Genomic DNA, 19340 nt, shown 5'->3' with positions numbered 1-19340 from the left:
ATTGTCGCGCCTCCATCTCAATACTTACATACTATCATTTCACGGCCGTTCTGTCGGCAGAAAATCTTATTTTCCATGCAGAAGACGGCGTGATGAAAACAGGTCCTTGAACGTTGTGAAAAAATTGCCTGCATGTCTCTTGATTTTGCCTGCAATCATGTATCACGTATAATAGAAAAAGACGCATGTCTCTTTTGTGTGAATAAATACGACGTTTCTTTATCACCTGAGAATCTACGGAGGTGTCTCACTATGTTTCGAAGATATACTGTCCTTGCCGTCCTGCTGTTTTCCTCATTGCTTCTGCTTTCCGGTTGTGGCGGGAATCAGCCGACGGCCCAGGACAGATTTAAGAGTTTCACCAAGGCCTGGCAGAAACAGGACTTTTCAACAATGTACCAGTTTCTTTCCAGTAAATCACAGAAATCCGTCAGTAAAAGTGCATTTGTTGATCGTTATGAACGAATATACAGTGGGATCGAAGCCGGAAAACTGAACGTCACGATCAGAAAATCGGATGATAAAGAAAAAAAGTCAGTTCCTTTTACGGCAACGCTGGAGACGGTCGCCGGTCCGGTCCGTTTCAGTCAGAAGGCATCGATGACGCAGGAGTCACGGAATGACAAGGAAAACTGGTATCTGAACTGGACGCCTTCCCTGATTCTTCCCGGGATGACCGGTGACGATAAGGTGCGTGTTCATACCTCACCGGCAAAGCGCGGTGAAATTGCCGACCGGAATGGCAGACCGCTGGCCATGAACGGGAACGCCGCACGGATCGATATCGTCCCGGGGCAGCTCCCGACAGGTGCGGACAGAGAGAAAACGCTGAATCAGCTAAGCAAGCTGCTCGGCGTTCCCCGGGAACAAATAGACAGCGCATTGAAGCAATCGTGGGTCAAGGCGGACAGTCTTGTCCCGGTCCGGACGGTCAATGCCTCGGATCTCGACCTGATTAAAAAAGCGACACAGCTGCCGGGGATCTACAAGACAAATACAGCCAGCAGAATTTATCCGGACAAACAGGCAAGCGCCCATTTAACTGGGTATGTCGGAAAGATCACGGCCGAACTGCTGAAGGCACATCCGAATGAAGGCTACAGCGAAAACTCTTACATCGGCCGGACCGGTCTTGAGCTGCTCTTTGAAAAACAGCTTCGTCAGCAGGACGGCGCTGAAATTGTCCTGACCGATGCGGCGGGTAATGAAAAAGCAACGATAGCATCAAAAGAAGCGAAAGATGGACAGAATATCCAGCTGACGATTGATAAAGACGTTCAGGACAGTCTCTACAGTCAGCTGCAGAAAGAATCAGGCACCGCAACGGCTATCAATCCGAAGACAGGTGATATTCTCGGGCTTGTCAGTGCCCCTTCCTACGATCCAAACGACTTTGTGCTCGGCATATCGCCGGACGCTTATAACAAGCTGCAGAAGGATCCGAAAAAACCGCTTCTCAACCGGTTTACTGCCGCATCTGCACCCGGGTCGACTTTTAAACCTTTTACGGCCGCGGTCGCTCTGAGCCATCAGGCCATCGATCCGAACCAGAGTGTCGCCATCAGCGGCTCGCGCTGGCAAAAAGATAAGAGCTGGGGAGATTACTATGTGACCCGGCTGGATCACGATCCGAACGTCAATCTGCGGGAAGCGCTCTTCCGTTCAGATAATATTTATTTTGCTCAGACTGCACTGAAGATCGGCGCAAAGAACTTTGCCGCCGACAGTAAAAAATACGGATTCGGCGAATCGCTGCCCATCCCTTATGCATTCAGGAAATCCACCCTGTCGGGCGACGGTAAACTGGCAAGCGAAACACTTTTGGCGAACTCCGGTTACGGCCAGGGTGAAGTCAGTGTGAATCCGCTGCATATGTCACTGATTTACTCTGCCTTTGTGAACAACGGAAGCCTGATCAAGCCACGCCTCCTGATGAGTGATGAAGCACCGCAGATGTGGAAGAAAAATGTCATGTCACCGGACACCGCAAAATTAATCCATAATGATCTGATTCAGGTGATCGACAATCCGGCAGGAACAGCACGGGATGCGAAAATTAACGGACTGCCTCTTGCCGGAAAAACGGGAACACCTGAATTCAAACAGAAACAGGGTGAAAACGGACGCGAGAACGGGTGGTTTGTCGCTTACAATACCGATGATCCAAAACTCCTCATCACAATGATCGTGGAGAATACGCAGGACCGCGGGGGCAGCCACGCCGTGACGCCAAAAGTCAAAGCTGTATTCCAGAAATACTTTAATAAATAGAAAGGGCATGAAAAATCCCCGGAACTTTGTCCGGGGATTTTTTGCAGGATGAGAAAATATAAAAATCTACGCTGCGGCCCGACCGGCTACCTGAGATCCGGCTTCGTCTCGATATAAGAAACCGACCGGCACGTGACAGACGTGCCGGAGTCTTCATTTTTCTCGGGCCTTTTCCCTTACAGAAAAAAAACAGGCGGCAGATCCCTTCGAAAGGATCTGCCGCCTGTTTTATACCGTTTTATCTAGCTGCCCGCAAGCAGCCCGATGGGTACTTTTTATTTCATTTTTGTTTTGACATATTCAAGCACTTCGTCTGCTGTGTTCAGGTTCAGGAAGGCTTCCTTATGTTTCGCCAGCTCTTCCTGCGACAGCGTCAGAAGCTGACTTCTGGCCGGCAGAATCGACGTTGCACTCATGCTGAATTCATCAAGGCCAAGTGCAAGGAGGAGCGGAATGGCTGTGGCGTCTCCTGCCATTTCACCACACATGCCGGCCCAGTGTCCCTCTTTATGTGCCGCATCAATCACATGGCTGACCAGGCGAAGAATCGACGGGTTACACGGCTGATAGAGATAGGAGACGTGTTCGTTCATTCGGTCAGCTGCCATGGTGTACTGAATCAAGTCGTTGGTCCCAATGCTGAAGAAATCAGCTTCTTTAGCAAACTGATCGGCCAGCACGGCGGCAGCAGGGATTTCCATCATCATGCCAACCTGAAGGTCGTCAGACACTTTCGTTCCTGCAGCAACGAGCTTGTCCTTCTCTTCAAGCAGAATCTTCTTTGCCTCACGGAATTCATTGATTGTTGCAATCATCGGGAACATGATCCGCAGCTTGCCAAATGCACTGGCGCGAAGCAGGGCACGCAGCTGTGTACGGAAGATATCCTGGCGTTCAAGACAGAGACGAATGGCACGAAAGCCAAGAAACGGATTCATTTCTTCCGGCAGCGGCAAATACTTCAGTTTCTTATCCCCGCCGATGTCCAGTGTCCGGATGACAACCGGCTTGCCCTTCATTTTTTCAACGACTTCTTTGTAAGCATCGAACTGCTCATCTTCAGTCGGAAGCTGATCGCGTCCCATGTAAAGGAATTCCGTCCGATAGAGGCCAATCGCTTCACCGCCATTATTGACCACCCCGGTGACGTCCCCGGGGTTTCCGATGTTTGCCCCGAGAATGACGTGAGCGCCATCCTTCGTTTTTGTCGGTTCATTAACGAGCTTCTTCCACTCCGCCTGCTGTTCTTTATAGGCGGCAGCTTTCTGGCTGTATGCTTTGATCTCTTCATTTGTCGGATCGAGAATTACTTCGCCGTTCAGGCCGTCGACAATGGCCGTCTCACCATCTTTTGCCTTCTCAAGAACGGTTTTCGTGCCGACAACGGCCGGAATTTCCATTGAACGCGACATGATCGCCGAATGCGAAGTCCGGCCGCCGACATTTGTTGCAAAGCCCTTGACGTATTTCCGGTTCAGCTGTGCGGTATCAGAAGGCGTCAGATCCTCAGCAATAATGACGGTTTCTTCTGTGATGGACGCCGGAGAAGTGAAGGATACGCCAAGCAGATGAGCGAGCAGCCGTTTCGACACATCCCGAACATCAGCGGCTCTTTCCCTCATATAGGCATTATCGCTCATGCTTTCAAAAGTCTGAATAAAGAAGGTGGATACATCCTGAAGTGCCGACTCGGCACTCAGAGAGTCGCTGTCGATTTTACTTTCAATCTGACCAACAAATTCAGGGTCACTCAGGAACATCAGATGTGCGGAAAAAACTTCTGCTTTATCCTTCCCCAGTTCCCGTTCGGCCGTAGCCTTGATTTCATTCAGTTCTTTCTTTGATATATCCAGTGCATCGTTCAGTTTTTTCTTTTCAGCTTCTTTATCTTCGACTGTCTTTCTTTCGAAGGACAGATCCGGATTTCTCAGGATAAATGTTTTGGCAATGGCGATTCCCGCTGAAGCGGCAATCCCTTTAATCTTCTCTGTCATTGTTTTTCACCCAACCCTTCAGAAATAAAAACTTCAGCAATTCCGGTCAATGCATCTTCTTCATCAGATCCTCTGGCTGTGACTTTGACGACCGCCCCCTGCTGAATACCCATAGCCATGACACCCATAATCGACTTCAGATTTGCATGCTTTCCATTACTCTCTATCGTTAAATCCGAGCTGTACTGACTGGCTTTATTTATCAGTTTCGTTGCGGGGCGCGCATGAACGCCGGATTCACTTGTTACTTTTAACAGCTGTTCTGCCATTTTTTAAAATCCCCTTTTTTGTTCGAAAAATCCGGAACAGAAGTTCTTCCGGATGTCGAACAGCTATAATCATCAAACTGTAACCGCAACAGTATTATTATAGCAACTGATCGAACGCTTTGAAAGCGAGTACATGAACTATTCCGGAATTCGTCACAATTTATGGTAAAATCGGTGAAACATCAGGCTTCGGCTGCTGCCTCTTTTTCAGAAAGTGGTTTTTTCCACAATCCATAAATGACGGCAGTGACAACTGCACCCAGGATAATAGCCAGCAGGTACAGGAACGGGTTGCCGCTGCTGACGAGCGGAATGACAAAAATACCCCCATGTGGCGGACGCAGACCGATACCAAACAGAAGGGTCAGACCACCGGCCAGTGCAGAACCAATTGTTGAAGAGACGATGACCCGCAGGGGATCTGCCGCCCCGAACGGAATGGCTCCTTCAGAAATAAAAGCTGCACCCAGGACATAAGCGACTTTTCCGGCATCACGCTGCGTCTTCGTAAATTTACGGGCAAACAGTGTCGTCGCAAGCGCCATGCCCAATGGAGGCACCATCCCGCCGGCCATCACGGCCGCCTGCGGATAGAAATTTCCAGCGCTGATCATGGCGATGCCGAATGTGAAGGCGATCTTGTTAAAAGGTCCGCCCAGATCCACACCCATCATGCCGCCAAGAAGCAGGCCGAGAATAACCAGGTTACCTGTACCCATCCCGCCGAGCCACTGGGTCATCGCTGTAACGAACAGGCTGATCGGCTGATTAATCAGGAACATCAGGCTGCCTGTGACAAAGATACCAAGCAGCGGAAAAATCAGCACCGGCTTCAGACCGTCAAGTGACTGCGGCCATTTTCTGAACAGCCACTTAATCAGCTGAACAACATATCCGGCAAGAAAACCGGCAATCAGGCCGCCGAGAAAGCCGGCATTGCTGGTAAAGGCCATCAAGCCGCCAACCATGCCTGGAGCAAGGCCGGGACGGTCGGCGATGCTCATCGCAATGAATCCGGCCAGGATCGGGATCATCAGGAACAGGGCGTTGCCATTTCCAATATAACTGAGTAAATCAGCAAAATTGTGTACATCTGTGGCGTGGGCAATCGGCTGAAGACGGATACCCGTAAACGTGGCGATCAGATAAGAAATGGCGATCAGAATCCCGCCGCCGACGACGAACGGCAGCATATACGTAATCCCGTTCATCAGATTCCTGTAAATACTTGACTGCTTCGGCTCCTCTGAAGCCGCTTTTTCAGAGTGGCTCCCGTCGCCCTGATAAACCGGTGCTTTGCCTTCAAGGACGTCCTGAATCAACTCTTCCGGTTTCCGGATACCGTCTGTCACCGGTGCCTGAACAAGGGGCTTCCCTTTAAACGGTTCAATATCAATCTTGATACTGGCCGCAACAATGATCCCCTTTGCTTTGGCAATTTCATCCGGCTGCAGTTTATTCTTGATTCCTGTCGAACCATTTGTCTGCACCTTAATGGAGACGCCCATCTCCCTTGCTTTCTGCTTCAGTGCATCGGCTGCCATGTATGTATGGGCAATACCGGTCGGGCACCCTGTCACGGCAAGAATCTGATAACCCTCTTCTTTTTGCGCCGGTGCTTCTTCAGCGGCCACGTTCTTGCTCTTTGCTTCCTGGTCGTCGAACAGTCCGACGATCTCATCGGCAGTCTGCGCCTTCATCAGTTTCTCTCTGAACTCCGGACGGATGAGGAACGTGGACAGAGTCGACAGAGCTTCCAGATGGGTCGCGTTTGCTCCCTCTCCGGCAGCAATCATAAAAAAGAGATGCGCCGGTTTTCCGTCTAGCGACTGGAAGTCAATTCCTTCCTTCGATCGTCCAAAGGCTATTGCCGCTTCTTTTACAGCAGGTGTCTTTGAGTGCGGAATAGCTACCCCGTCTCCGACGCCTGTTGTACTTTGTTCTTCGCGCTTGTCAATCGCTGCACGGTAAGCCGCCGGATCATTCAGCTTCCCCGCTTTATTCAATGTTTCCGCAAGTTCGTCCAGTACATCTTTCTTCGTCGTACTTTTCAAATCCAGATTGACAGTTGCTGCCGTCAACAGATCTGTTACCTTCATACTTGTTTTTCCTTCCTCTCTTTTCTTTCTTTTATTCTCCCGTCCCGGCAAAGCCGGCGATCAGATTTTACTGATCGTAATCTGGGGCAGCACTTCATCGACTTTTTCTTTTGTTGCCAGATCGACTGAAAAAGCCGTTGCACTTCCGGTTGCCGCGCCCTTGCGAAAGGCTTTTTTAAAGTCTCCGCTGACCACATATTCCGACAGGAAGCCGGCTACAAGAGAGTCTCCTGCTCCAACGGAATTTTTCAAAACGCCTTTAGCCGGCGGAGCGTACAGATACTGATCTTTGTCAATATAGATGGCCCCTTTGCCCCCCATAGACACAATCACGTGATCAATGCCCTCTTCAACCAGTTTTCTTCCATATTTCTTCACATCTTCGAATGTTTCAACTGTCACGCCGTAATATTCACCCAGCTCGTGGTGATTCGGTTTAACGAGAAAAGGCTTGGCTTCGACAGCCTTCCGGAACGCTTCACCGCTTGTATCAGCAACAACTTTGACCCCGCTTCTTCTTACCTTTTCCATCATTTCTTTATAAATGGTGACCGGAAGCGTTGCAGGGCGACTGCCTGAAAGAACCAGAATATCCTGATCGGTCAGCTTTTCCAGTTTTGAGAACAGGGCCGCAAGCTGCGCATCTGTGATCTCCGGAGCCACACCGTTGATTTCTGTTTCTGTGTCGCTTTTCAGTTTGACATTGATCCGCGTATCCCCGTCAACAGGGACAAAATCGGCATCGATTCCTTCATCGGCCAGTTTTTCTATGATAAATTCGCCGGTAAAGCCGCCGATAAAGCCCAGACATTCCGATGCCTCGCCTAAATGCTGCAGGACACGTGACACATTGATGCCCTTTCCTCCGGCCATCTTCCGGTCCGATATGACATGATTCAGTTCACCGGCTTTAAAATGATCAACCTGAACAAAGTAATCGATTGCCGGATTGAGCGTTACTGTATAAATCATCTGTGGATCAACCTTTCTTTTTTTCTTACCGTTAGAGAACGGATACATTTTCTATTATTATCTGCAAGTAGAGATACAGTAAACCTCATATATATCTTTTTTCATTATAGAGTTGGAAGACTTCATAATCAATCAAAAAAGATCAGATTCTGTCATAACCTGTCTGCATATAATGGAATACGCACATGTAAGACGCCCGGAAGGCCTGTTTTCAGATATAAAAAAAGAGCTGTCCCGAAGGCAACTCTTTTTCAGTATGCTTATGATCAAATTTTACAGGGCATAGGCCAGAATCCAGATTGTTCCTGCAACCACAGCGAAGGCAACAAAGAGTCCGAAAAGAAGCCCGATCAGCTGATGCACAGGCTCCGTGCCTTCTGTAACATGCATGAACATGAACAACTGGATAAAGGCCTGGAGAATAGCAAGGGCAACGATAATTGTGAGCGTCATGTAAACCGGCAGGGACAGCCCGACAGCCACCCACAGTGCGAGAAACGTCAGCGCCAGGGAAAGAATCAGACCGATTACCTGTTTCCAGGGAAAACCCGCATGTTTGTTTACTGCAGCATGATTTTCATTTTCCTGCATGTTATATCACCAGCCCCGTTAAATATACTGCCGTGAAGATGAAGATCCAGACCACATCAAGAAAGTGCCAGTACAGACCGACCATGAATGCCTTACGTGCGGTCACCGCTGTGATACCGCGCTGAGCCAGCTGGATCAGAATGCCCGTGACCCAGACAATACCCAGTGCCACGTGGCATCCGTGCGTGCCAAGCAGGACAAAGAATCCCGAAAGGAAAGCACTTGTGGAGAGGGTCGCCCCTTCGTGTACGGCGTAAACATAAAATTCGTTTGCTTCAAGGCCGATGAATACGAGACCAAGCAGGACCGTTACGGTCAGCCAGAAGATCAGGCCTTTGTTATTATGCCGCCGCAGTTCCATTGTACTCAGGCTGCAGGTAAAACTGCTGACCAGAAGAACGATGGTCTCGGCCATAACCGGTCCGATTTCGAACAGATCCTTCGCCGTCGGTCCGCCGGCCGTATGGCTCTGAAGCACGATATAGGAACCGAACAGCGTCCCAAACAGAACCAGTTCGGCCGCAAGAAACATCCAGAAGCCGACGATTCGAAGATCTCCTTCTTCCGTCGTGTATTCCAGGGGCATTTTTTTTCTGTCTTTTGCGTCTAAACTCAGAGGTGATTCACTCATCAGGATAACCTCCCCGCAGCACGTTCGGTACGTTCAATCTCATCGACCGGGATAATATGATGGTCGTTATAGACAAACGAACGTACGATCATGCAGATGATGACAGCGATCGTTCCCGGAATCGCCATCCAGTACCATTCAAAGACGAGCCCGAAGCCGGCGACAAACATAAACGCCGACATGATGAACGGTATGCCGGTATTGTTCGGCATGTGAATCGGCCTGATCGGCCGCTGTTTCGGCGCCCTGCCTGCTCTTTTATCTTCCTTCATGGCTTCAAACGGGTCACGCGTGGACACCGTTGGAATATGAACAAAGTTATATTCCGGAGCAGGCGAAGAAGTGGACCACTCGAGCGTGCGACCGTCCCATGGATCGCCTGTTGTATCCCTTTTTCCCTTAATAGCGCTAGATACAATATTCCAGGCCATCAGGATGAAGCCAAGGCCCATTCCAAATGCGCCAATTGTGATAATGAAGTTAATCGGCGCCCATCCGAGTCCCCAGGGATAGGTGTACATCCGCCGTGTCATGCCCATCAGGCCGAGGAAGTACATCGGCATGAAACAGATATTAAAGGAAATCATAAAGACCCAGAAGGACCATTTACCCTTTTTTTCATCCAGAAGATAACCGAATATCTTCGGCCACCAGTAATGCAGCGCGCAGAAAATACCGAAGACTGTACCGGCAATCAGTGTACTGTGGAAGTGAGCCACAAGGAAGTAGCTGTTGTGATATTGATAGTCGGCAGGAGCCATCGCCAGCATGACACCGGTCACTCCGCCGATCGTGAAATTCGGGATAAAGGCCAGTGCCCAGAGCATGGGTGTTGTAAATTGTATTCGCCCTTTGTTCAGGGTAAACAGCCAGTTGAATATTTTCACACCAGTTGGTATGGCAATCAGCATCGTTGATATTGAGAAGAAGGCGTTGACCGGTGCCGTATTCCCCATCGTGAAAAAGTGGTGCAGCCAGGTCAGGAAGCTCAGGATTGAAATGGCAACCATTGACCAGACCATGACCGCATAGCCGAACAATGTCTTGTGTGCAAACGTCGCTATGACTTCTGAGAATATGCCGAACACCGGCAGGAGCACGATGTAAACTTCAGGGTGCCCCCAGAACCAGAACAGATTCGCCCAGAGCATGGGCGAGCCGCCGCTGGCAATAGTAAAGAAGTGTGCCCCGAAAAGCCGGTCGATTGTCATCAGCGCAAGGGCAACGGTAAATGCCGGGAAGGCAAACATAATGATGACCGATGTAATCAGGATCGACCAGGTGAACATGGGCATTTTAAACAGAGTCATGCCCGGTGCCCTCATTTTCAGGATTGTGACCAGGAAGTTAATCCCGGTCGCAAGTGACCCGATACCGGAGATCTGCACCCCGATCAGATAATAGTTCTGTCCGACCCCCGGGTTCAGCTCCGACCCGGCATAAGGTGCATAACTTGACCATCCGGCATCCGGAGAGCCCCCAATAACAAAGGACAGGTTGAACAACATGGCCCCAAAGAAGAAGAGCCAGAAGCTCAGGGCGTTCAGAAAAGGATACGCCACATCACGGGCACCGATCTGAAGCGGCACGGCGATGTTCATCAATCCGAAAATAAACGGCATGGCAACAAAAATAATCATGATCGTCCCGTGTGTGGTAAAGACCTGATTATAGTGATCCGCGCTAAGAAAATTCATGCCCGGAAGTGCAAGCTGCGTCCGCATCATCAAAGCGTCCACACCACCGCGGAACAGCATCAGCAGCGCGGCAATAATATACATGATGCCGATTTTCTTATGATCGACTGTGGTCAGCCATTCGTTCCACAGCCATTTCCACTTTTTAAAATATGTCAGTACAACCACGATAGCGATTGAAGCCAGAGCAATGGAGACGTCTGCCCCGTAGATCATTGGATCGCCGGTGACGAAGAACCATCCGAGAAATTCTTTAATTGATTCAATCATGGGAATGCCCACCTCCTTCGCCGTCATTCATGTCCATTCCGGGCATCGCATGATCAGCCGGTGATTTGCCGGCATCCAGCGCTTCCATCTGTGCTTTATTGTAATTTTTTTCGGCAATTGCCGGGTATGAAGAGAATTCCTGCGGCTTGACCGTATTCGGCTCAAGCAGCTGTCTGAACTTCTCCTCAGTGAGCGCCGGTTTGTATTCCTTTGTATCGCTGACCCATTTATCAAACTCGGAAGCCGACCGCGCGCTGACGGTAAAGGACATGTGTGAAAATCCCCGTCCGGAGTAATTTGAGCTCCGGCCTTCATAATTGCCCGGCTTGTCGGCCTGCAGCCAGAGTTTCATCGGCATATCCGTCATGGTATACTGCTGACCGCCAAGCTCCGGCACCCAGAATGCATTCATCGCGTCATAAGCGTGCAGTCTGAATTTCACAGGTGTTCCGGCGGGAATGACCACATAGTTCACTGTCTCGATTTTCTGATTCGGATAACGGAACAGCCATTTCCACTGAACAGACATCACGTCGATAGTCAGCGCTTTGTTCTCTACTGTCTGCGGCGCAGCGGCTGTTGCTTTCGGCGCTTTGTCCAGGTCCCAGAGTGTTTTAATTGTCGGAACCGCCAGAAGGGTACAGATCACAACGGGCACAATCAGCCAGATGATTTCCAGTTTCCGGTTTCCTGTGTCGTTGGGATCATATCCCTTGCCTGATTTTCGGCCGAACCGAACCAGTACATAAATAAAGATAATAAGAACCACAGCCAGTACCAGACCCATCAAAATCAGCGACCAGACAATCAGGTGATACTGCTGACGTGCAACGGGTCCCTGAGGATTCAGTACAGCGATTTTTTCCGAACATCCGCCAAGGAGAATCAAAAGAGGTGCAAGTGCAGCCATTATCTTTAATTTGAAGGTCCTCTTCATTGTCTCTACCTTCCCCCTTCCACAATGCAAAACCATTTACTACGACCTATATATTTTGTCGATAAACATTCACATTATAGCATAAACTTTTTATGATAGTTTAATTGAATATTTATTGCAGTGATATATTTAACATTGACAAGCCATATAGGGTCAGCAGTATTAATGTTCACATATTAATCACACATTTATTATATAAGAACCATCTCAAAATATAAAGCGTTTTCATCCATCCGGACAGAACTGTTTCCTGAACAGGCCTCTGTTCCCTTTCCCCTTTCTGAACCCTGTCCGTATAAAAAAAAGCTCCCCTGATCATCAGGGGGCATCAATCAACGTCCAGGTCAAAACAGAATGATAGGTTCCCGTATAGGCGTCTCCCGGGGACACATGCAGCAGCGGCCCGCTGTCATGATCCCAGGTCACCTTTTTATGCCCATGATCGACCGGACGGGTCGTCCCGCCAGCGACTTTATGGCTTTCACCATCCCCTGACCGAGCCGTTATTTGAGATGAATCACCGGCCAGCCCATAAACAGATAATGTCCCGGGCTTCAGGGATTGACCCGATGCATTCATGAGCGGGGTGGCACTTACCCAAATGGACCACTGACCTGCCGCCTCGCCGCGTAAATCCTCTAGCTCAATGACCCAGTCGGATGGGCTTTCTCTTGTAATCCACTGCGGTTCGGATGAAATCACAGTCGTTGCGAAGGTTAGCTGAGCGGGGACGTTTACAAACGACAATCCGCCGGGAACGATGCGTACGGTAATGGTCCGGGTGGCAGTGATACCGTAGCTGTCCGTTGCCTGCCAGGTGACCCGGTAATCGCCGGCCAGCCACAAGTGATCATCACTGTTCACCGTGTCTTCCGTTACGGTCACCGTCGCATCCGGAACGACATCGCCCGTCTCTTCATCAATGACCCTGACCTGCCTTAAAGGCTCGAAGGGTTCCCCATGGTTTCCGACCGGAAGAACCAGGACATGATTAGCGTCTGCGATCGAATTAATTAAATGGATCCCCATTTGGCGATACCATGTTGGCAGTGAAGCGGAGGAGGTCTGATCAAGGATCCTGCCTGTAAACATCAATTCTTTTGCCGGATTCGGCGGCAATTTTGATACGCCCATTTGATCGAGATGAATGGTCAGTGAATGCGAAATATTCACTGTACCGATTAAATTCAACAGACTGACATGTGCATAGCTCACGGAAAAGGAAACATCTCCCGTACTTTCGTCGATCTGTATCTCATCGCTGTCTACCGTTTGCGTTCCGTAACCGGTTATGAGTCCAAGCAGATTAATAATGGGATACTGATAGGACGCAGATAGATGATTTCTGAACCTGTCCGCATCATGCATCAGGTAGCGTAATTCTTCAGGAATAGTAAAATGGACCGTATAACTTATATTGGATAAATCAAGGAGGATGGCCACGTTGGCTGTTCCATCCCAGCGCAGCATGACCGTCCCTCCCGAAAAGTCATTTGGCTGGTGCGTCAGGGAAAGGGGATTCATGGCCACAGGGGAGGCGGCCGCATAACTGCTGTGTATATTCAGCGTAAAAAAAGAGAACACGGTCAGCAGAAAAAGCAAAAGAAATCTTCTCATTTATTCGTCCGTCCTTTTTTCTCTCTTTTACTCTTTCTCTGCCGTTTGCCAAGCAGGTAAAAAATGATTGCAATACATACGATGAAAACTGCGCCTCCCAGCCATTTATAGAAGGGGGCACCGGGTGACAGGCGATGCGGGGGCGCCGCTTCATCTCCCTTAATGACAAACGTCCTGTCAGCCTTCCAGCTTTGCCCGTTCGCTTCAGCGGACAGGTGTACGACATATTTTCCGGGGTGGAGACTGGCAAGATTCCGGATAATCGGCAGACCGAAATTTGAATTCGGTGCCATGCGCATATTCTTCCTGGTACTGGACTGCAGGATTTTTTCAGACCCTGCCTTCATGAGCCGAGTCTTCACAGACAGGTCATGAACAATGACAGGTCTGCTGTTTTGAATGTTCACCGACACAATTTTTTGATTGTTCAGCGTTTGCTTTTTGATTGAATTGAAATGAAGGTCAGGCTGAACTGCCGTTCCCTCGGTCAGTTTCAGCCCGATGACATAAGCATATTGGTTTTGAACCAAAACGGCCGGGTGCTTTTGCGTCTCTACCGTCGAATTGTTCTTTTCAATAAAATGAATGCTTCCCAGTATCACGCCATTTTGCTTTTCTTCCGGCATAACCAGCTTAAGAGGAAGCAGTCTGGACTCCCGGCCGTTTAGAGTGACAGGCCTCACCTGCTTCACGATTGACGTCAGCGGGAATTTCATGCTTTCATCCATTTTTGCATGCTTGTCCGTATAATTGATATCGCCGTAAAGCGTGGTTGTTGCATTGATAATCGATGGAATGACCGTAATTTTCTGGTCGGATATATTGTCGATTCTCACCTGAATCGTCTGAGTCTGCTTCGGTACCATTCTTAAGTCAAAATAAGTCTGACGTTTATCTATTTGATTGTTCGGAATGATGGCAGTCACTGAAAAATGTGTTGGCGCCGCATGGGCCATATTTCCTGTAACCAGACCGATGGCAAAACAGGCAAGAACAGACAGCCATTTAATCATTTTCATCTGACGAACACCTCGTTCCCGTTTGTGACAAAACATACCCTCGGTGTTACTCAACCGGAGTATTGTTCAACGTCCAGGTGATCGTCGTCGTATAGGGTTCCCCGCTGAACGCTTCACCAGGGTTGATTTTCAGATGAACCTGATTGTATTCCCAGTTGATCGCCCAGGTTCCCATTCCCTGATGCTGATCTGACTCGGCACCTGCGATAACGACAGGAACCGGATTGCCGCTCGCATCCGCGGTATCTGCTGTAACGGACGGGGAAACGATCGGTGGCTGCGATACGCTTCCATTCCCGTTGAGATTCTGCGACTGATCAATGACGATATTCCCTCCGTCCAATGTTTTTCCGGACGGAGTCTGCAATTTAGGGGCCTGCACCGTGACTTCCCAGCCGGCGCCCGTTCCCCGGTTATCCGTTACGGTTAAAGTCGGATGGCTTTCCGTGTTTAGTGTATAATCCTGTGGCTGTGAGGAGAGGGTCTGTGTCCCGAAGTTAAAGATATCCGGCACCTTGTCCAGCCTTAACGCTCCAGTATTTTCTCCCGAACCTCCGTTATCCTCCGGTTGGAAGGTGACTGTCGCCTGTGTGGCAGACGACTGTGGCTCCGCCGCAAAAGCCTGAGGACTGATCCCGATCACCAGGCCTGCCAGTAGTAATCCCGTGAGTATCACTTTTAGATAGCGCATCTTAAGTTCCTCCCTTTGAAGTACTTTGCCCGCATGACTCCGCAGAAAGAATACACACCAGCCAAATTGTTGAGAAATGCAGATTTATAGCGCTTTCATTTACTGGTTGACACTTAGGAAAAGAAGACCACACATCTCATGAAAGGGACTGGTCATCTTTACCTAAGACTATTTTATCAATACGACAGCTGATAATTATGCCCTTTTTACAAAAAGTTATGACAATTTGTTTACGCGCCTTACCATGCGCTTCTCTTACCGTATACCCTCTTTGGATCAGCAGATTTTAGACCGGGGGAGGACATGCTGACCTGAGAGGCCGCCTGTTTCACCCGCAGCCATTTTCAGTGAAGTGGAGCTGCAATCCGCGGGGATTTTTCGGGTGCACAGGGCGTGCCCGTGCAGGTGTTGCGACGAGTACCCTCATCTTCAGTCTGCGTGCATCCCCAAATGATTGTTCGTTGAACTATCGGGTTTTTTGCAGGCGTTTATCCCCCACCCGGGCCTGTTCGTTTACCTTCATGACCTGAGGGGTACTACCCGTTCACGCGAAATAAAATGCGGTTTGTACTGAACATCTTTTGAAATCGTGCACGTGGACATCATTTGGCGGATTTCATCAGTTTCCGATAAATCCAGTATGAATACACCAGTGGAAGAACCGCCAGGATAATCAATAACGCAATCGTCAGAATGATCGGCCATGGATCTGGCAGAAATCCGGAAATAATCAGCAGAACACCGGCAATAATCATCACTTTTGCCCCAACGCGATGTGTCTTTTTCCAGACTGTTTCATTACTCAGTGTCCAGGGCGTCCGGATCCCCAGGAAAAAATTGGGCTTCACCGACTGCGTAAAGTTACCCAGAATGATGAAAACGGCACCCAGGAGAAACTGCATCAGGTGGGAAACCGATACATCGTAACCCATACCGCTGATCACCGCCATGACATTGATAGCAGCAAAAAACAGCATAATGGACGTCTGGATCCAGTCATAGCTCCGTGTAAAGTACTTATAATTGTGTCGATGCGGATCCACTTTCGGCAGGATAACAAAAAGCAGGTACAGTAAAACCATTGGGACCGTCAGACTGACCATCCCACTGAATTTTGAAGTGTATCGGTCAACCTGACCGGCCGCATTCCAGTGAATCGGTATCTGATTTCCAAGCTTCGGATAAAAAATCAGCCAGATAACCAAAGTAGCTGTAATGACTGCCAGTGGCAGCACATGTTTTCTCATTATTATGGCTCCTTTTTCAGAAAGTGTATTGCCCAGCCGATAAATTCCTGAAATACCGTCGTGTTCAGTGAATAGACGACAAACTGGCCCTTTTTGACAGCGTTGACCAGGCCGGCATTCTTCAACAGTTTCAAATGCTGAGAGATACTGGGCTTTGACATGTCAAAGTGACTGGAGATTTCGCCCGCTGTCAGTTCTTTTTCCTTCAGCAGATTGAGAATTTTTCGACGTGTTGGATCTGAAAGTGCCTTGAATGTTTCATTTTTCACATCTCATGCCTCACATGTTTCCTGACTTTTCTATTTATATATTTAACTATTTAGCTAAATAATAAAATAAAAAACAGCATTGCACAACTGTCATGTCGTTTTTCGGAACAGGCCTGGTGACTATTTCCCTGTACCTGCCTCCCGCGGGGAGACCGTTCAATAAAGCGAAGCTTCAACCAGTGGAAGTTTTTTGCATCCCCCGCGGATTGTTCGTTGCATCCATCGGGATTTTTGCAGGCGTTTATCCCCCACCCGGGCCTGTTCGTTTACCCTAATGACCTGAGAGGTACTGTCCGTTCATGCGGGATAAAAAAGGAGCGGTTTTTCCGCTCCTGGGTTCTATTCAATTGAACTGTTCTGTTATCCCGGGATGATCAGATGCTGCCCGGGGTAAATAATGGTCGCTGAAAGGTTATTCGCACGCATCAGACGATTTACCGTAATGCCATGCGCAGTCGCAATTTCCCACAGACTGTCCCCGCTGGCAACTGTATATCGGTTGTCTGAAGAACCCGTGGTTGGACGGGCCTGGTCCGTCTGAGCAGCCGGTGCCGCACTGCCGGACAGCTTCAGTTTCTGTCCGGGGAAAATCAGATCTGTTCGCAGGCCGTTCGCTGACTTGATCGCACTGACCGTCGTCCCTTTTGCGATGGCAATTGCCCACAGACTGTCTCCGCTCTTTACCGTATAGGTTGCTTCAGACGCTGAAGAAGCTTTCGCCGGCTGTGATGACGCCGGTCCGGCCTGTGAAGACGGTGCGGCGGCGCCAGCTGAAGCGGTCAGCTTCAGCTTTTGTCCGGGGAAAATCAGATCTGTTCCCAGACCGTTTGCTGACTTGATCGCACCGACCGATGTTCCGTGGCTCCGGGCAATTGCCCAAAGGCTGTCCCCACTCTTAACCGTGTAGTCCGATGATGTGCTGTTTCCCGGCTTCTGATTCTGTTCGGGAGTAGAAACAGGCGTTGACGGCGCCGCGACACGGCGCGCTGTCACAAATTTCTCTTCCCAGTAATTCTGCGACCCGCCCCCGCTGAATACATTTGTTATATGTACGCCGACCGTTTCTTCGGAGCTGATCATCTGCCCGCCGCCGATGTAAATACCAACATGGTGAATCCTTCCATCACCCAGCGTATCAAAGAAGAGGAGGTCACCCGGCTGAAGAGCGGATCGATCGACTGCCGCCCCCGTTCCTGCCTGCAGCGCCGAATTCCGCGGCAGCTTCATCCCCATAACTTCCCTGAAAATGAACTGAGTAAATGATGAACAATCAAAGGCATCCGTTGAATAGGCCGGAGCAGCATACTTATAGGGTTTCCCCTGAAATTGTTCCGCTTTTCTGACAATGTCCTGGCCACTTGCAGCGAAGGCTTCCTGAGCCGTAAGTGACAGGAAAAGACCGCCTGCAAGAGCAGCAGGAACGACCAGTTTTTTCATCTGTGACTCCCTCCAGACTGACACAGTATCTGTGTGGTATAGGTTGATTAAGGCAAATGTATGATCTGCCTGATCTATCGGTTTCTGATATGAATATTTTACCACAGAATTCCATCATCCGGTCAGCCCTGAGTGGAGAAAATTCAATGGGCTCCTGAACATAAGACATGCAAACAGCAGGCAGTTGCCCGGTCAGCAGCCGAAACCTGAAGTTCAATGAAACAGTCCCTTATATTCCCCGTATCCTGCCTCATCGAGACGTTCTTTCGGGATAAAGCGCAGCGCGGCAGAATTGATGCAGTAGCGCTGGCCGCCAGGGGCCGGACCGTCATCAAAGACATGACCGAGATGGGAGTTGCCATCCCGGCTCCGTACCTCTGTCCGTACCATCCCGAGACGCGTATCTGTTTCCGACGTCAGCCGGCTGTCACTGATTGGCCGGGTAAAACTCGGCCAGCCGCAGCCCGCATCATACTGATCGATACTGGAGAACAGAGGTTCCCCCGATACGATATCCACATAGATGCCTTCCCGTTTATTATTCCAGTACGCGTTTTGAAACGGCGGCTCCGTGCCTTTCTCCTGCGTCACGTGGTATTGGACCTTATTCAGCTTTTCACGAAGTTTCTGTTCATCTTTCTTCAGGCTCCAGTGGTTCCGGATAAAATCTTCGCGTCCCGATCCCTGACGGTACATCCGGTAATGAAAAGGGCTTTTCCGATAATAATCCTGATGCTTCTCCTCAGCCGGATAGAAGGGGCCGGCGGGGATGATTTCCGTGACAATCGGTTTGCTGAAACGTCCGCTCTCCGCAAGTTCTTTTTTTGAGCTTTCAGCTGCTTTCCGCTGCGCTTCAGAATGATAGAAAATGGCCGTTCGATAGGAGGAGCCGCGGTCGTGGAACTGTCCGCCCGGATCTGTCGGATCAATCTGCTGCCAGTAAAGTGCCAGAAGTTTCCGGTACGGATAAATATCGGAATCAAAAGTGATCTCAACTGCTTCCCGGTGCCCGGTTGTTCCCGAACAGACCTCTTCATAAGTCGGATTGACCGTTGATCCGCCTGTATAACCTGAAACGACCTTCAAGATCCCCGGTTCCTGATCAAAAGGATGCACCATACACCAGAAACAGCCGCCTGCGAACGTCGCTTTTTCAATCATATCCATCACCTCTGTATGCTTAATGTACACCTTCCCGGCCGGGTGTGCGAATGTTTTCCCCTGGTAAAGCCTGTCTTTAGCATACCCCGGTCCGCCATTCCCTATCAAATATTAACAGTTGACACGGTTAACTGCCTGCTGTTATTCTGTTTATTGTTCATACTGTTA

The 19340-nt window shown here is 49.5% G+C and carries 16 protein-coding genes; 1 reads left to right on the top strand and 15 read right to left on the bottom strand.

Annotated features, from left to right (window positions below):
- Positions 1-252: 252 nt before the first annotated feature.
- Positions 253-2271, top strand: coding sequence for a penicillin-binding transpeptidase domain-containing protein (locus ABNN70_RS04560; protein WP_353948873.1), 2019 nt, complete (start codon positions 253-255; stop codon positions 2269-2271).
- Positions 2272-2546: 275 nt separating this feature from the next.
- Here the strand turns inward: ABNN70_RS04560 and ptsP are convergent, their stop codons facing one another.
- From ptsP to msrA, 15 genes are all read right to left on the bottom strand, one after another.
- Positions 2547-4265, bottom strand: coding sequence for a phosphoenolpyruvate--protein phosphotransferase (ptsP, locus tag ABNN70_RS04555; RefSeq protein ID WP_353948872.1), 1719 nt, complete (start codon positions 4263-4265; stop codon positions 2547-2549).
- The gene (locus ABNN70_RS04550; protein WP_129928483.1) at positions 4262-4534 is read right to left on the bottom strand and encodes a phosphocarrier protein HPr; all 273 of its coding nucleotides are present in this window, start codon (positions 4532-4534) and stop codon (positions 4262-4264) included. Before ABNN70_RS04550 ends, ptsP begins: the two co-directional genes overlap by 4 nt.
- A gap of 182 nt (positions 4535-4716) precedes the next feature.
- Complete coding sequence (locus ABNN70_RS04545; RefSeq protein ID WP_353948871.1) at positions 4717-6633, bottom strand: fructose-specific PTS transporter subunit EIIC; 1917 nt, start codon at positions 6631-6633, stop codon at positions 4717-4719.
- A 60-nt stretch (positions 6634-6693) separates the two neighbouring features.
- On the bottom strand, positions 6694-7605 hold the full coding sequence (gene pfkB, locus ABNN70_RS04540; protein ID WP_353948870.1) for a 1-phosphofructokinase: 912 nt from the start codon (positions 7603-7605) through the stop codon (positions 6694-6696).
- Positions 7606-7878: 273 nt separating this feature from the next.
- Positions 7879-8196, bottom strand: a complete 318-nt coding sequence (gene qoxD, locus ABNN70_RS04535) for a cytochrome aa3 quinol oxidase subunit IV (RefSeq protein ID WP_129928486.1) — start codon at positions 8194-8196, stop codon at positions 7879-7881.
- Between the two features lies 1 nt (position 8197).
- Positions 8198-8827 (bottom strand): cytochrome aa3 quinol oxidase subunit III, encoded by a 630-nt coding sequence (gene qoxC / locus ABNN70_RS04530; RefSeq protein WP_129928487.1) that lies wholly within the window; start codon positions 8825-8827, stop codon positions 8198-8200.
- Positions 8827-10794 (bottom strand): cytochrome aa3 quinol oxidase subunit I, encoded by a 1968-nt coding sequence (gene qoxB, locus ABNN70_RS04525; protein WP_353948869.1) that lies wholly within the window; start codon positions 10792-10794, stop codon positions 8827-8829. The genes qoxC and qoxB overlap by 1 nt, the downstream gene beginning before the upstream one ends.
- Positions 10787-11731, bottom strand: coding sequence for a cytochrome aa3 quinol oxidase subunit II (qoxA, locus tag ABNN70_RS04520; protein ID WP_129928488.1), 945 nt, complete (start codon positions 11729-11731; stop codon positions 10787-10789). Before qoxA ends, qoxB begins: the two co-directional genes overlap by 8 nt.
- A 318-nt stretch (positions 11732-12049) precedes the next feature.
- Entirely contained in the window at positions 12050-13348 is a 1299-nt protein-coding gene (locus ABNN70_RS04515; protein ID WP_353948868.1) for a WxL domain-containing protein, read from the bottom strand.
- Positions 13345-14367, bottom strand: a complete 1023-nt coding sequence (locus ABNN70_RS04510; protein ID WP_353948867.1) for a DUF916 and DUF3324 domain-containing protein — start codon at positions 14365-14367, stop codon at positions 13345-13347. Before ABNN70_RS04510 ends, ABNN70_RS04515 begins: the two co-directional genes overlap by 4 nt.
- 46 nt (positions 14368-14413) lie before the next feature.
- Positions 14414-15058 (bottom strand): WxL domain-containing protein, encoded by a 645-nt coding sequence (locus tag ABNN70_RS04505; RefSeq protein ID WP_353948866.1) that lies wholly within the window; start codon positions 15056-15058, stop codon positions 14414-14416.
- A gap of 602 nt (positions 15059-15660) precedes the next feature.
- Positions 15661-16305 (bottom strand): SdpI family protein, encoded by a 645-nt coding sequence (locus ABNN70_RS04500; RefSeq protein WP_353948865.1) that lies wholly within the window; start codon positions 16303-16305, stop codon positions 15661-15663.
- A 2-nt stretch (positions 16306-16307) separates the two neighbouring features.
- Positions 16308-16574: an autorepressor SdpR family transcription factor gene (locus tag ABNN70_RS04495; protein ID WP_129928493.1), complete on the bottom strand. Its 267-nt coding sequence runs from the start codon at positions 16572-16574 to the stop codon at positions 16308-16310.
- Positions 16575-16934: 360 nt separating this feature from the next.
- Positions 16935-18011 carry a LysM peptidoglycan-binding domain-containing protein gene (locus ABNN70_RS04490; RefSeq protein WP_353948864.1) on the bottom strand — a complete coding sequence of 359 codons (1077 nt, stop codon included), beginning with the start codon at positions 18009-18011 and terminating at the stop codon, positions 16935-16937.
- A 213-nt stretch (positions 18012-18224) separates the two neighbouring features.
- Positions 18225-19172: a peptide-methionine (S)-S-oxide reductase MsrA gene (gene msrA, locus ABNN70_RS04485; protein ID WP_353948863.1), complete on the bottom strand. Its 948-nt coding sequence runs from the start codon at positions 19170-19172 to the stop codon at positions 18225-18227.
- Between the last annotated feature and the right edge of the window lie 168 nt (positions 19173-19340).

The organism is Sporolactobacillus sp. Y61 (assembly GCF_040529185.1).
Lineage (GTDB): Bacteria > Bacillota > Bacilli > Bacillales > Sporolactobacillaceae > Sporolactobacillus.
This window is presented reverse-complemented; position numbering and strand designations above follow the sequence as displayed.

Excerpts from the sequence above, each read along its gene's own strand:
- ABNN70_RS04515 (WP_353948868.1), bottom strand. The coding sequence starts at position 13,348 with ATGAGAAGATTTCTTTTGCTTTTTCTGCTGACCGTGTTCTCTTTTTTT.
- ABNN70_RS04505 (WP_353948866.1), bottom strand. The coding sequence starts at position 15,058 with ATGCGCTATCTAAAAGTGATACTCACGGGATTACTACTGGCAGGCCTG.
- ABNN70_RS04510 (WP_353948867.1), bottom strand. The coding sequence starts at position 14,367 with ATGAAAATGATTAAATGGCTGTCTGTTCTTGCCTGTTTTGCCATCGGT.
- ABNN70_RS04550 (WP_129928483.1), bottom strand. The coding sequence starts at position 4,534 with ATGGCAGAACAGCTGTTAAAAGTAACAAGTGAATCCGGCGTTCATGCG.
- ABNN70_RS04545 (WP_353948871.1), bottom strand. The coding sequence starts at position 6,633 with ATGAAGGTAACAGATCTGTTGACGGCAGCAACTGTCAATCTGGATTTG.
- ABNN70_RS04500 (WP_353948865.1), bottom strand. The coding sequence starts at position 16,305 with ATGAGAAAACATGTGCTGCCACTGGCAGTCATTACAGCTACTTTGGTT.
- ptsP (WP_353948872.1), bottom strand. The coding sequence starts at position 4,265 with ATGACAGAGAAGATTAAAGGGATTGCCGCTTCAGCGGGAATCGCCATT.
- qoxD (WP_129928486.1), bottom strand. The coding sequence starts at position 8,196 with ATGCAGGAAAATGAAAATCATGCTGCAGTAAACAAACATGCGGGTTTT.
- qoxB (WP_353948869.1), bottom strand. The coding sequence starts at position 10,794 with ATGATTGAATCAATTAAAGAATTTCTCGGATGGTTCTTCGTCACCGGC.
- ABNN70_RS04490 (WP_353948864.1), bottom strand. The coding sequence starts at position 18,011 with ATGAAAAAACTGGTCGTTCCTGCTGCTCTTGCAGGCGGTCTTTTCCTG.
- ABNN70_RS04560 (WP_353948873.1), top strand. The coding sequence starts at position 253 with ATGTTTCGAAGATATACTGTCCTTGCCGTCCTGCTGTTTTCCTCATTG.
- qoxC (WP_129928487.1), bottom strand. The coding sequence starts at position 8,827 with ATGAGTGAATCACCTCTGAGTTTAGACGCAAAAGACAGAAAAAAAATG.
- pfkB (WP_353948870.1), bottom strand. The coding sequence starts at position 7,605 with ATGATTTATACAGTAACGCTCAATCCGGCAATCGATTACTTTGTTCAG.
- msrA (WP_353948863.1), bottom strand. The coding sequence starts at position 19,172 with ATGATTGAAAAAGCGACGTTCGCAGGCGGCTGTTTCTGGTGTATGGTG.
- qoxA (WP_129928488.1), bottom strand. The coding sequence starts at position 11,731 with ATGAAGAGGACCTTCAAATTAAAGATAATGGCTGCACTTGCACCTCTT.